The sequence below is a fragment of the Chryseobacterium sp. 2987 genome (assembly GCF_031456375.1).
In the GTDB taxonomy this organism is placed as follows: Bacteria; Bacteroidota; Bacteroidia; order Flavobacteriales; family Weeksellaceae; genus Chryseobacterium; species Chryseobacterium vaccae.
Window position 1 is genome coordinate 236283 of sequence record NZ_JAVDUN010000004.1, and the last position, 13605, is coordinate 249887.

General features: G+C 33.9%; 19 protein-coding genes. All 19 read left to right on the forward strand.

Annotated elements, in window-relative coordinates; genetic code table 11:
- Positions 1 to 554: 554 nt before the first annotated feature.
- The gene (locus J2Y40_RS13785) at positions 555 to 1316 is read left to right on the forward strand and encodes a DUF6882 domain-containing protein (protein WP_231128678.1); all 762 of its coding nucleotides are present in this window, start codon (positions 555 to 557) and stop codon (positions 1314 to 1316) included.
- A gap of 15 nt (positions 1317 to 1331) precedes the next feature.
- Positions 1332 to 2348 (forward strand): hypothetical protein, encoded by a 1017-nt coding sequence (locus J2Y40_RS13790; protein ID WP_153395645.1) that lies wholly within the window; start codon positions 1332 to 1334, stop codon positions 2346 to 2348.
- 61 nt (positions 2349 to 2409) lie between these two features.
- Entirely contained in the window at positions 2410 to 3024 is a 615-nt protein-coding gene (locus tag J2Y40_RS13795; RefSeq protein WP_309999514.1) for a hypothetical protein, read from the forward strand.
- Between the two features lie 15 nt (positions 3025 to 3039).
- Complete coding sequence (locus J2Y40_RS13800) at positions 3040 to 3828, forward strand: hypothetical protein (protein ID WP_309999516.1); 789 nt, start codon at positions 3040 to 3042, stop codon at positions 3826 to 3828.
- A 101-nt stretch (positions 3829 to 3929) separates the two neighbouring features.
- Positions 3930 to 4559, forward strand: a complete 630-nt coding sequence (locus J2Y40_RS13805; RefSeq protein WP_153395650.1) for a hypothetical protein — start codon at positions 3930 to 3932, stop codon at positions 4557 to 4559.
- A gap of 71 nt (positions 4560 to 4630) precedes the next feature.
- Positions 4631 to 5194, forward strand: coding sequence for a hypothetical protein (locus tag J2Y40_RS13810; protein ID WP_153395652.1), 564 nt, complete (start codon positions 4631 to 4633; stop codon positions 5192 to 5194).
- Positions 5195 to 5357: 163 nt separating this feature from the next.
- A complete protein-coding gene (locus tag J2Y40_RS13815; protein WP_153395654.1) occupies positions 5358 to 5918 on the forward strand; it encodes an SHOCT domain-containing protein in 561 nt (186 codons plus the stop codon).
- A 364-nt stretch (positions 5919 to 6282) separates the two neighbouring features.
- Entirely contained in the window at positions 6283 to 6846 is a 564-nt protein-coding gene (locus tag J2Y40_RS13820; RefSeq protein WP_309999519.1) for a hypothetical protein, read from the forward strand.
- A gap of 20 nt (positions 6847 to 6866) precedes the next feature.
- Positions 6867 to 7433: a hypothetical protein gene (locus tag J2Y40_RS13825; protein ID WP_153395658.1), complete on the forward strand. Its 567-nt coding sequence runs from the start codon at positions 6867 to 6869 to the stop codon at positions 7431 to 7433.
- Positions 7434 to 7437: 4 nt separating this feature from the next.
- The gene (locus J2Y40_RS13830; protein WP_153395659.1) at positions 7438 to 7668 is read left to right on the forward strand and encodes a hypothetical protein; all 231 of its coding nucleotides are present in this window, start codon (positions 7438 to 7440) and stop codon (positions 7666 to 7668) included.
- A 45-nt stretch (positions 7669 to 7713) separates the two neighbouring features.
- Complete coding sequence (locus J2Y40_RS13835; protein WP_153395661.1) at positions 7714 to 8223, forward strand: hypothetical protein; 510 nt, start codon at positions 7714 to 7716, stop codon at positions 8221 to 8223.
- 30 nt (positions 8224 to 8253) lie between these two features.
- Entirely contained in the window at positions 8254 to 9024 is a 771-nt protein-coding gene (locus J2Y40_RS13840; protein ID WP_309999522.1) for a hypothetical protein, read from the forward strand.
- Between the two features lie 70 nt (positions 9025 to 9094).
- On the forward strand, positions 9095 to 9604 hold the full coding sequence (locus J2Y40_RS13845; RefSeq protein ID WP_153395665.1) for a hypothetical protein: 510 nt from the start codon (positions 9095 to 9097) through the stop codon (positions 9602 to 9604).
- Positions 9605 to 9678: 74 nt separating this feature from the next.
- Positions 9679 to 10263: a hypothetical protein gene (locus J2Y40_RS13850; RefSeq protein WP_309999525.1), complete on the forward strand. Its 585-nt coding sequence runs from the start codon at positions 9679 to 9681 to the stop codon at positions 10261 to 10263.
- Between the two features lie 15 nt (positions 10264 to 10278).
- Positions 10279 to 10791, forward strand: a complete 513-nt coding sequence (locus tag J2Y40_RS13855; RefSeq protein ID WP_309999526.1) for a hypothetical protein — start codon at positions 10279 to 10281, stop codon at positions 10789 to 10791.
- A 65-nt stretch (positions 10792 to 10856) separates the two neighbouring features.
- Complete coding sequence (locus tag J2Y40_RS13860) at positions 10857 to 11543, forward strand: hypothetical protein (RefSeq protein ID WP_153395671.1); 687 nt, start codon at positions 10857 to 10859, stop codon at positions 11541 to 11543.
- Between the two features lie 24 nt (positions 11544 to 11567).
- Positions 11568 to 12119 carry an HD domain-containing protein gene (locus J2Y40_RS13865; protein ID WP_153395673.1) on the forward strand — a complete coding sequence of 184 codons (552 nt, stop codon included), beginning with the start codon at positions 11568 to 11570 and terminating at the stop codon, positions 12117 to 12119.
- Between the two features lie 15 nt (positions 12120 to 12134).
- Positions 12135 to 12836 carry a hypothetical protein gene (locus J2Y40_RS13870; RefSeq protein ID WP_153395675.1) on the forward strand — a complete coding sequence of 234 codons (702 nt, stop codon included), beginning with the start codon at positions 12135 to 12137 and terminating at the stop codon, positions 12834 to 12836.
- 55 nt (positions 12837 to 12891) lie between these two features.
- Positions 12892 to 13554 (forward strand): hypothetical protein, encoded by a 663-nt coding sequence (locus J2Y40_RS13875; RefSeq protein WP_153395677.1) that lies wholly within the window; start codon positions 12892 to 12894, stop codon positions 13552 to 13554.
- Positions 13555 to 13605: the final 51 nt, after the last annotated feature.

Sequence of the window (13605 nt, forward strand, 5' to 3'; positions counted from 1 at the left end):
TTTTTTAGTTAGCTGTAATTCCAAAAACTAACAGTAAGTGAAAATCATATTAAAATGTCCATTTTGTGGCAAGCAAATTCAAAAAAAAATATCTAAACACCTTAAACTTCATTCTGAAAAAATGAATGAATTAGAATTAAATGACAAGTTTGAATTTACAATTGATTCATTTATTGGCGGTTGGTTATTTTTAAAAATATCAAAGTTTTGAAAACTTGATAACTTTCAAAATGATCTGCAAAAATTAATAGAGGCGAATTTCTCAAAAAAGGAAGAATTAAGTACAGAACAAAAAAATAAAATAAAAAAACAACAAAAACTAAGTATTGAAAAAAATAATTCAGAACAAAAAAATATAAAGAAAAAATAAGAATTGAAAATGAAACTTTCAAAGAACAATTAGTTAACAACAAAATTAAAAGGATTAAATCTTCGTTAAAAAATAACGAGCGTGAATTAAATGGCAATAGCAATTCTATTAAGCCAATTTATCATAGAAAAGGATCAAAAAATTAGAACTGCAGAATAAAACCGTCAACTATAAATGTAATTTTATGACAATGCTTGATTACAACGAATTTGCTCAATCTGAATTAAACGAACTCATTCCTATTCAAGAGGAATTTATAAATAAATACAATATAAATTCTTTTACGAATTGGTTCTATGATAGTGACTCTCAAATTTTAAGATTGTATAACAATGATCATGACGAAATTTTCTTTAAATATATTCCAATAGGAACTTATTCTTTAACATCTGAAACCTGGATGTGGAGCTGGTTTAACAATTACTTAACTGAAAATAACAAATCAGAAACACTGAAAATCAAAGATTTTGGACAAGAAAATTCTTTCAAAAAGTTATATGAAGGAACGTTTTCAAGCGATAAATTTGATAGTGATGAATTTATCGCAATAAGTTTTAAAATTTTAAGAGGAATTGGTGTTTATATTGCATCAACAGAAAAACTTAATTTTTATTTGCTTTTAACAGAAATAATTGAAGCTGACAACAATCCAGAGATTAAAATGCTAAAACAGAAGAAAATGGATTGTGGAAACCATGGTTTTAAAAGACCGGCTTATGTTTGTCAACATTTGAATTTGGAAACTCCTGTTGGATTTGAAGAAGCATTTGATACTTATAAAGGGATGGAATTGGATGATGAGGAAGATTTCCAAGCCTGGTGTAACGACTGCGAAAAAATAAGAATTAAATATGATGGATGGGATGAAGAGTCAGAAAAGTTTGCAAAAATAAAATTAGTATGTGAAGATTGTTATTTTGAAATGAAAAAACTAAATAACTTATAAAAAACTGCTAATAACATGCTGAAAACAACCCGCGAACTCATTGAATATTTAAAACTTCCCTCTTCAGAAAGAGAATCCGCTATTATATGTTCATTGGTAAATTCTATTGTAAAATGTGGTGGCAAAAGTGATGTAAATGAAATTTTAAATCAGTATCTAAACCATCCTTTTGATTTTGATTACACTTATTTACTGCCTGTTTTTAAAGCATTGGGAACCCATTCTACTGCAGAACAGATTTTCAATATATCTATCCACCAAAATAAACTGGTTGAAAATGTAGACCCGGAAATTTTAGAAGTTTTGGGCCATTTAAAATATGAACAGATAAAACCTATTTTAGCTGACTATCTTTTTGGAAACAGCGAAGAAACCGATTATTATATTTCAAGATCTGCCGTTCTGGGACTATTAAATTTTGACTGTACCGAATATCAAAAAGAGATTGAAACAGAAATTGAAAAATGTTATGGAAAAAATTTATTCCCTGAATTTGTTCCGGCATTGGTGAGCAGACTGGAAGATCCTCATGTCATACTTGATAAGCTCTTTGAGTTAGGAAATCAATTCGCATCCACAGACTGTAATGCAGGGATTGTACTTGGTTTTTCGCTTTGCGGAGAACAGGGAAAACCCTATTTCAGGAAAATTCTTTTTGACAGGAACTGGGAAGTTGATTCCACAGCAACAGGAACCGTTCATTTCGCTTATCAAGGATTGAAAAACTTAGGGATCGCTTTTAAGGAACTCTACCATGAAATAAAAATGATTCCCGATGAAGAAAATCTTGAATATGCTTTAGATGTTTTTTTCGCCTTACTTGAAAGAAAACTTGATGATATTGAACCGGACCCGGAAGAATCGTTTGCAGACATTTACACCACCTTATTTCCATGGAAAAACGAAAATGAAAGCGGCAATATCATTGATCTGGCAGGATCTGTCAACAAAACAGAAAAAGCTTATCAGATAAAAAAACTCACTGAAATGAAAATGGATGAGGAAGCCCTACTAAAAAACTACATCAGCTAACTTTGATTTTACCGATTTACAGCTAAAGCCAACCCCATCTTACAAAAACAAAAGACAGTCCATGAAAATAAAAAATTTTAACACTGAAGGTGTATTAATCATCGCCAATATGACAAAATGCAAGGAATACTATTCCGATAAGGAATTTGATTATGCCTATCCGGAAGGGCTATCCGAATTAATGATGAAAGGCATTGTTCATATCATCACAACACAGGAAACTGTTAAAAACCTGAGTTTTGTTTTTAATAAAGCAGAAATAGATTCCGATCAATGGAAATACAAGGAATCCTATAATTACTTGAATGTGGATGAAGATGATAAAGTTCTTCTGGTTCCTCACGGGAGGTTTACAAGAATGTGCCGGGCCTGGGGCGAAAGCGATACATTAACTGATGAGGACGTTGATAATTTTGAATTTCTAAAGGAAATAATGACCAAACAGGGCAAAGAAATAACCTTCACTCCGGACTCAATCCTGGAAAAAAGGCTTCAGCTCCGTGATGAAGATGAAAAGAAACTCTATGAACACTCACCCCAGATCAACCTGGAAACCGGATTAAACAATATAGATATTTACACCAAAAATAAAAAAGAAATCACATTTATCATTACAAAAACAGACACCGTGGATTCAGATAGAATTACCTTAAAACCGGTTGAACTGATAGGATAACGATAACAACAGTGTATGAAAAACAGCATATTATTATTTATTTTAATCTTTTGCAGTATAAAAACATGGGCATGTTCATGTATTTTTGAAAACATTGCTCAGGAATATATGGAAGCCGATTTCGTAGGTATTGTTTCTATTAAAAAAACTTATAACAATAAAACGGTAGAGCTTGCCAAAGACTTTCAGCGAAGTACTTATAAAGCAGATTTAGCTTTTGAAAAAATTTATAAAGGAAATGAATTTGATGTTTTAAACATTTATGGAAAAGCTAATGTGACAGATGATGAACCATTACTTTTCGGAGGCTGCGATTTATATGTTGAAAAAGGAGAAAAATACCTCGTAATCCTCAAGAAAAACCAGAATAATGAGTATTGGGCGAGCATGTGCAGCCGGGTAATTTATTTATCTTCAGAACAAAATCCCTTAAGTGATGAATCAGAGATAATTAATTCATATTCAAATTTATTCTCAGGCATTGAAAAATATAAGGAACAGTTTTCCACGTTAAAGTTTGTCAATCTCTACGATAAGACCTTAAGACTGAATCATAAAACAAATAAGCTGGAATCAGATTTTACAAAACTAAAAATAGGAGATCCTTCCGACAAAATCGGGTTTTATAAAGTCATTTTAAATGATAAGATGAAAATTGACCATATTGTCCCCATAAAAAAAGTAGGAACCAGAGATGAAGAAATTGAAGAAATAATCATGAAAAATTTAAGCTTTCCTCAATATGCACATTCTAAAAATAAACCTGAGGAACTGTTGATATTGCTGTATTTCCAGGATTTTTAAATATATCCGCAGATAACATTTTAGGTTAAGAACAATCTATTTCCTTTAGCTGTCAATATTTTTATACTAATTCTATAAAAATCTGTATCAAATTGAAGTTTATGAAGAAACTACTCTACTTCTTATTACTTATAATTATTGTGGTAAGCTGTACTACAATTTCAGCAGAACATCAATATAAAAATACAGATAAAGGAGAATTATACTTTCCCTCTTTCGACAGCAAAAAGTATAAAATTGACTCCATAAATACCGGCCCAAATGATTCGTTAAGAGAATTTACAAACAAGTGGTATTCTAGGCATTTATATACTTTAAAAGAACCTGTCTTATCCCACAAAAAAGACAAAAATTTAAACATAATAAGATTTACGCATTTAGGAACCTGGTCAAATCCTTATTCTTATCGAATAGAACAAGTCGGATTAAAATTCATTTTAACTTATAATAAAACAAATGGATTAGGTGGTTACGAACCTGGAACAAGGACCAGTCATAAAACAAAAGAAATAAGTCAGAAAGAATGGAATAAAATAATAACAAAAATGGATAAAATTAATTTTTGGAATATTCCAACTCATGGTTCAAATAAAATAACAGATGGTTCAGAATGGATTTTTGAAGCATTAATTGATGGAAAATATCATTTGGTAACAAGAAACAGTCCAGACCATTATAACGGAGAAGAATATGCTGAACTTTGCAAACTTGTTGAAAAAATAGGTAAATAAAAAAATGCGAATAATATTGTATCAATTTTGCATACCAACCAATATACACAGCAACATAACAGAAGAAACCAATGACATTTTTATATACCGCAAGAGGAACATATGATCAAAATTATTCTGAAGACGGAATTTCCTGGAACAAGTATATTGAATGGTCTAAATTGACCCATCTGGCAGAACTTGTTTCACTTGATGGAATGCTCAATGAAATTTTAGTTGAGCCGGACTTCGACAATGCTGATGACTGGAATTACATCCACGTGATTGGACAATATCAAACCGGCTTTTTTACCACACTTGATTTTGTATTGAAACGATTAAACAAAAAAGAAAAATTTAATCTTCTGGTAGTTATTTTAGAACCGGACCGAGAATGCAACAAAATAAATATCGACGGATTTGAATTTATAGGATATGATCTGCTTGACCAGGATTTCAATATTAGTGCCTTAACGAATTGCGGTGGATTTTTTGACGAAACATTCCTGCCGAAAGACCTGAACGACAAAGGCCTTATTGACCAGTTTGAAAAAGCATATGATATAAAAAAACAACTTTTAGAAAACAACCCCAATGAACATCATGCAGACACCAATGTAATAGCAGTCTGGAGACACACAACCATTGGAAGATGAAACAAAAGACAGCCAATAGAATTACGCAAAAATAGTCCCCATGCTACGCAAAGTCTCCTAACTTTGCGCCAATAATTCCCGCTCACAGCTAAGGATTCCCGTAAGGCAGGCCTTTTTCTTTATTTTACTTTTGATTTTCAATTTTTAACAATCAAAATAAACAATGAAAAGACAACTATTAATTTTTACCCTTCTGATTTTTGGATTCTCCTATTCTCAAAATGCACCTCAATTTGAAAATGATACGCTCACTACCTCAACAGGCTTTAAAGTATATGAAGGTTTAGATCTAAAAATCGGGACGGGTTCCATGAATGACGGGGATTTTAAATTTATCCGGACCAATGCTTCTTCGCTATTCAACTATTCTTCAACTACAGGATATCAGGGGCTGGCCAATCAGGCGAATTCTTTCAGAAGAAGTAATTCAGGACTGATCTTTAAAGTAAAGAAAATCATGCAGAGAGGAAACAAACGGAATGGTTTTGTTTATTATGCTAAAATCGGAAGCGGCCTTATCAATTATGAAATAGATCTTGAAAATGCAATAAAATCAGGAGAATTAATCGTTCCGGAAGAATTTTTGCCCAAAGAAAAAATTCAAAATCTAAATACGGAAACAAAATACGACCGGTTAAAAAAAATCAAGGAATTAAAAGACTCAGGCGTTTTATCTGAAGATGAATTCCAAAAAGAAAAAGATAAAATAATGGCTGAAAAATAAATTTTTGAGATAACTGCCCCGGAAACGGAGCAGTTTTTTTATGTTTTACTGTACCATCCTCCGACTTAAGAATATACCTCCGAAGTCAGGAGATTTCGGAGAGCAAAAGAATATCCCCTATTTTTCATTTTTCTTTAATAGTTTTCGGTATATTTGTCTTTCGGCTTATGAATTACATAAAATGATTAAGCTTATAGAACTAATAACACGAAAACTGTAAATCATGAGCAACAACTAATTTCAGCTGCACAAAGTCTCCCGGCTTTAATCTTATACAATAAAAGTAAATCCGTTAAAATTCGTTCTGAAGTCTTAGATTTCTGAAACCGGGATTTATAAATTCTCAATATTTAAAACAAGAAAAATGTCTCATTTAAGTGAAGTCATCATCATTGTTGTTCCTCCTTCAGACATGAAAGACGTATTTGACAGTATGCACAATAGTTTTACAAAGAATCATTTTGAAATTGATGCAGGAGAATTTGATGCAATTGTTCTTTCCGACATTGATACTGATGATGGCGAGGATTATATATTTAAGTCTGAAAGAATCAATCCCGAATCAAAGGAAGAAAAGGATAATGCCATTGAGAGGCTTAGAAATCACAGAACCGGAGGGCTGATTTATTACAGTGGAATCGATGAGAAATTTGAAGGACTGGCTCCTTACAATCTTGCCGTTGAGTTTCTGTCATTAGATAATATGACCATTGAATGTATCTCCATCAGCTTAAGAAATTATGTATTCGATTCTCATGAAACTGCTTTTGAAAATCTGATTACAACCGTTTTAAATACAATGAATGTGATTGGTATTGCTAAAGGTTTAGACTACCCGTACGAATGGAGTGATCAGGAAGTTACTGAACTGATGAAGGAAGGAAAACTTGAAACCGTCCACCCCCGGTTAGTCTATAAAAAAGAATAAAAAACCTAAAAACAGGAAAAATGTCTCATTTAAGTGAAGTCATCATCATTGCCGTCCCTCCTTCAGACATGAAAGATGTATTTGACAGTATACACAATAGTTTTACAAAGAATCATTTTGAAATTGAAGAAGGAGATTTTGATGTAATTGTTCTTTGTGATATTGATACTGATGATGGTAAAGATTATATATTTGAGTCTGAAAGCATTTATCCCGCATCAAAGGAAGAAAAAGACAATGCCATTGAAAGGCTTAGAAATCACAGGACCGGAGGACTGCTTAATTACAGAGGAATTGAAGGAAAATTTGAAGGGTTGCCCCCTTATGATATTGGCGTTGAGTTTCGGTCATTAGATAATATGACCATTGAATATATTACCATCACGATAAGAGATTATATATTCGATCCTCATGAAACTGCTTTTGAAAACCTGATCACAACCGTTTTAAATACAATGAATGTGATTGGTATTGCTAAAGGTTTAGACTACCCGTACGAATGGGATGAAGAAGAAATTACTGAGCTAATCAAGGAAGGAAAACTTGAAACCGTACATCCCCGGTTAGTCTATAAGAAAAAGTATTAAAAAAATGAAGAAACCTGATAAAATCATTAATTTAAATTTCAACAATACAGAATACAACGTTGAAGTGACCGTAAATCTCGACAAAATAGAAGGATTTCTATATTACACGTTTAAATTTGGCGAAGATCATTCTATTACCATTTCACAATTTGATGGCGAAAAATGGGAAATAGCCAGTATGACGAAGAGTAATATCGCGGATAAATTAGGAAAGATCATTGAAGCAATATATTAAAACGATCTTGAAAACAATATCATCTGAACGCATTAGATAAAAGAAATGGAAAGAATTTCAAACAGCATGGAAGCCCTGATGAATGCGGCAGAAACTGAAATAGAAAGCTTCGATTTAAAACCCGGAGAAAAAATAATCGCTTATTTTTCTCGAATCCCATCCCTTGCTGGATTTCCATATAAAATAATTTTAACTGAAAATTCAGAGGGAACAATCCGTTCGGCATTCAGGCAGTGGGATACAGCGTACAACTTAACCCAATGGAATCTTGGAATTTACAACCTGGACAGACTGAGAATCATCACGGATGAAAAAATGCTTCCTGATACAGATACCGCAATACTGAAAGAAGAATTGTCGAGGTTAGAACAAATAAAGCTTCCTGAAAGCATCCGGAATGAAAAAGCCATCGTTCTGGATGGTTCTGAATGGAAATTCGGTGTCAGTTTACGTAATAAAAACATTGATTACACCTGGAGAGCCTCAACACAAGATATCGATCTCTTTGTTCCCATCATTGAACTGATGAGAAAACAGTATTCGGATCAACTTTAGCAAAAATTACAGATAACCAAGTATAAAAACATGAATAACAACGACTTATTAAGCCAGATAGAATACCTAAAAAACTGTAAAGGACTGCCAGGCAGCAGATTGGAAAATTTAGGACAACGTATTTACGACAAAATAAAAAGCATCATCCAGAACCCCAATCTATTCATCACACACTTATATATTCCACAGGGATCGGCAGAGAATGTTCAAATGTTAGAAAGTCAATTCAAACATTTGTTTAATAAAGAAATTGATGCTGAATTATTATCATTCTATCACTGTTTTGATGGGTTTGAATTTCGGTATATCAATCCTGCGAAGGTTTGGGATGAATTTGATAAATACGAAATCACTGACTGGGACGAATTTGATATAGATCCGGATACTTTGAGTTATGCCGATATGATTAAAAATGAAGCCTATGAAGAAGAGGTAAAAGATGAGTTTCATTCTTTAATTGGGTTGTACTTTGATGAACCAGCTTTCAATAACCGGCTGTCAGATCCAGATAAATTGAAAGATTTTTTATTCTATAATGAATCTATTGAGATGAACGATTTAGGAATGAAGACCCTTATTCCGCCGGCTGTGCAGTTATTTTCAGAGGGAAACAAAGTTCCACATCATCCTGATCACACTCATGTTTTTTACTTTGATTATTTTGAGTTCTGGAATCAGACTGTCTTTGGTAAAAAAGATCATAATATTGCTATTTATGCAGGAACAGATTATTCTGCTTCAATAGAAAACTGGGAATTTAATGAAGTCTTTCCGTTTATGCAGAAAAGGTTAATCAAATAAAACACGGGATTTGTATCAGACGAAAGGTATTTTTCAGAAAATGTTAACCTAATTAATTTTAAAAAAAAATATGTCAGCACTTTGGAATGTCCAGTTATTATCATTGGAAGATAAAAAATGTACGTTAAAAATCAAAAATGTGCATAGTAACGATGGGAGTATCCCCACAGAACCCGTGTTTATGATTCAGATTATCCACGATGCCTGTTTACAGGGTTCACACCAGACTTTTGAATTTCCGAAAGGAACTCTTCTGACCGAGATAAGCACCTCCCAATCCTGTGATAATGATTATCTTGAAAAAGTAGTTCACCAGTATATTGAATCTACTGAAATGATCAGTGAACAAAACGAAGAAAATATCGATTCAATAGTCTCGGAATCGTTAGAATCCAGAGGTCTGGAAATGTGTTCCGATGAATGGGAAGATGCTTACGAAATAGAAATTGAAAAATACAGCATTGAATCTGTTGTTGAAATCACCATGTCAGATCAAAAATATCTGGATCATTTACTTCCGATAGAGCATGAAGGTAAAATAATCAACAGACCCAACTGGGACAGTTTCGCCTGTTTATAATTTCAGAGAATCCGGGATCAGAGAATGAATGGGAACCCTTCACGAAATAGATTAACTAAAAACCAGAAATTAAAATGAAGTCTGTAATTTTATTGTTCACATTATTAAGCTGTTTTTCTGTCTCCGCACAAACAACAGGAAAGTCAGGAGCAGCAGACAGTGAGAAGCACCTGCAAACCTCCAGATTTAGAAAACCGATGGAGGAACGTATTTTTGTAAAAATTCCCGACATAGAAAAATGGAAAATAACCTATGAAAACTATAAAAACAATCAGTATGTCGTTTTAGTAGCGAATACATTTGACACCCTAAAAAAGCCTTCCGAATACCTCAGTTTAACTTCAATGGCAGGGATGAAAAATGTCGATTTAACCAAAGCAATGAATGATTCATACAAAAGGGCAAAAGACCAATCAAAAAATGCAGAATTGAACGTAATCGCGAAAGATTTAAAGGCCAAAGAACCGTGGATCATGTATTCGATACAAAACGCTGTGAATGAAGAATACAAATCTAAAGTATCACAAGTCTGGTACCTTATGCAGGGAGAAAACTTTTTCCACTCCTGTTTTATGTCAGTCAGAGATGACGCTTTTACAGAAGAGAAGAAAAAAGATATGATCAACGTTTTTAAAACAGCTAAAATAGTATACCGGTAAGGAAATTTACTAACAATGATGGGCAAAAAACAATTATTTCATATCATCTGGACCACGTATCAGGAATATCCTGTATGGGATAAAAATGGAAACTGGCAAAAGCTTGTGGATGCTTACACAGTGTTGCAGGATCATCATATAAACTGTAATTTATCCCATGAACTGCCAGCCGGATATATCAACAAAAGTTCCCGGGAGGAACGGCTTTTGCTCAATGAAAAATCGATGGCCCAGTTAAAACTTGATATTGAAAAGGTTTGCTGGAAAAACGGAGACCGAATTATTGACGGGCTTGAAATCAAAATGCTCAGCGTCAATGAATCAAAAGTTGAAATACTGGCATTCTCTCCAACAGAATCAATCACTCAGAAAATTTCAAGATTAAAAAGCATCACCTCATCACTCTTACGCTCAAAATACCCTGAAGAATTTTTTGGAAAGGGAACCTGGGGAAAAGGATTTTGGTATTCAAATATTTTCAACAAAGAAGATCTGGCTGTTTCAATCATTAAAAACCACTGTCAATAGAGATTTCAATTCGGTTGAGATAAAATGGAACGGCAGTTTTATAAGTAAACTTTAATAATCCAAGAATGGGAACACTACACGAAGTATATCAGCTTACCCCGAAAGTCATTAGTTGCGGCGCCGTCTTAAAGGTCCGCAAAGACAGAGAGAATATCTTTTCGGAAAAATATGCTGTTGATCCAAGCCTTTATCATAAAGAGCAGATCATTTTTTCCAACATAAAAGTGACGCATTCCAGTGATGGAAAGATCAAAAATTATGCAATGTATGCTGCGGAAAGAATAATTGATTTTGAGAATCCGGGGATATACGTATCCATAAAGGATGGCACCAAGTATGGCTTTGAAAAGGATTTTGATGAATTTCTCAGTGAAATGTCGCCCTATCTGGAAGACTCCATATTTTATGTAATCTGGGATTTTATCATCAACCGGTATGAAATTAAAAATGGAACATTAGAGCTCAGAATTACAAGAGATTTTGCCCGCTGGAAATATAATTTTGAGGAATATGTACTGGACAGTTATGCTTCTTCCCCAAAGCTCATAGCTGATTTTTATGTTGAAGAAACCCATGACATGGTAGCACGGCATAATGAAATGATTGAAAACGGAGATGATCCTAAAGAATTGTATTACGAAATAGAGGACTATGAAGATTTATTAAGTAAAATTTCTAACTATAAAAATCACATTTCAACGGAGGAATTTAAAAAATTGGAAGGCTGGCTGAAAACCCAGATTAATGAATAATATTAAATAAAAAATAAAACAAAAATGAACGATACTTTTACGATAGATGATTTACAGGATATATGGCAGAAGGTAAGCATTCTCCATAGCGGACAAACCTACGGCGGGCAGCATAAAAACGAAAAAATTGAATACATCAACCATATCGGCAGCGTTGTATTTGAAATCATGAACGCTTCTAAAAACACCCCTGATTTTAACACAGAACTTGCTGTAAAATGTGCATTTCTGCACGATACCATAGAAGATACCAGCTTCAGCACAGAAGATCTGGAAAAGGAATATGGCACACAGGTGAAAGAAGGCGTCCTTGCTTTAACGAAAAACACAGAACTTGAAAAGGAGCATCAGATGATAGACAGCTTAAACCGGATCAAAGCACAGCCCAAAGAGGTTTGGGCTGTTAAAATGGCCGACAGGATCTGTAATCTATATGCCCCACCCTACTTCTGGAAACAGGCGAAGAAAGAAAAATATCTGGAAGAAGCCAAAGTGATCTATGAGCATTTAAAAGAAGGCAATGACTATCTGGCCCAAAGATTATCAGAAAAAATAGAAGCATATAAAGATAAATAAAACAGGATAAAAGATATGGAGGCAATAGAAAACGGCATTTTTGAAAATTCGGAGGAAATTATCAACTGGACCTATCCCGGAGCTACATTATATTATAAAGATTGTGATTTAGAACCAGCTATTGCCGAAAAATTCACCAAGGGTAAACTTATCAGAAACGGATATTATCTTGATGTAAGCTGTAGAGGCGGCGGAATGAAATTGAATACAAGATTTTTAATAGCTTCTGCAAAAGCAGCAAAACTCTATCAAGTAAATCCGGATAATGAAAGGTTTGGGCATTGCTGTATCAATGTCAACAGTTATTTCAAGGTGCTTGATGTGTATCATCTTGAAGGCAAAACTCAGATTTTTTTACTGCACATCCCTGCAAGAGGCTTAAAATATTTTGAGAGCATCAACTCAAACTGGGATGAAGACTTTATAGAAAAAGCAAGAAAAAGTCTGGATGATAAAATACACCAGGAGCCAATCAGTGATTTGCTGGAACCATCCTGGCTGGAAAGGACCAACTTCCCCGTCGGAATGGATGCACACAACCAGTTTTACCCCTTAGCTCCTGTACCTCCGGTTTCAAAAGCTGAGGAGGGTTTATATAACGGTATCAGAGCCCTGACAAAAGACGAAGGTGAAATTAATATTCCCCTTCCTTTTTTCAACGAACAGAAAGCGGAATCCAAAGTAGGCCTCTTTTTGAAAAAAATATTAAAAAAATAAATAAGGACAACAGCCAATCCGCAATAAAAATAACAATAACCAATACACAATATCCATGGGGTTTTTCAGCAGAAAAAAAACATTTAAAATCAGAGATGTAGAATTTTATTCTGAGGGTAATGATCATTATTCCAAAGGATTAAAACCTTCTATTAAGAAAGAGTTAAAAATTTCAAAAAACAATCTTACATTAGAGCAGTTAAAACCCATTCTGCAATATCTTGTGGAATTTATTCAGGATGAAAAACCGGATATTAAAAACGGAGAAAAAATAACCTGCTTCTCATGGTGTATTTTATTTCATGAAGATCAGGACTTTTTCGAAATTCTTGAAGTAATCCCGGAACAGCAGGGATTTGGCGAAGGGCTTAGCCGCACGCTTCATATACTGGAGCAGCAGCTTTCCGTTTGTAATCAGCTAAAAGTAGAACCGAATTTTCCTGATTTTGACGAGATCGTTACCGTAGATCCTTTACTAAAAACAGGGCTACAGGCCAATTTATTCCGCTGGAAAGGAGATTACCCGGATTCCGGGTGGGTAGCTATGAGCGATAGCTTTAATGAAGAAACCATGTCTTTCGAAGAAATGACTGTAGGGCAGCTGATGACTTTAAGACCGGAAATCGTCCAGTTTACAGCTCTTCCAATGGGATTTAAAGTGATTTGGGAAGGCAGTAATGCAAAAATAGGGTTTGACAAGCAATTGATAGAAAGCTAAACCCCATATAACAGGTATTGATTTCCGAGAGCATTTTATGAAAACCTCCGG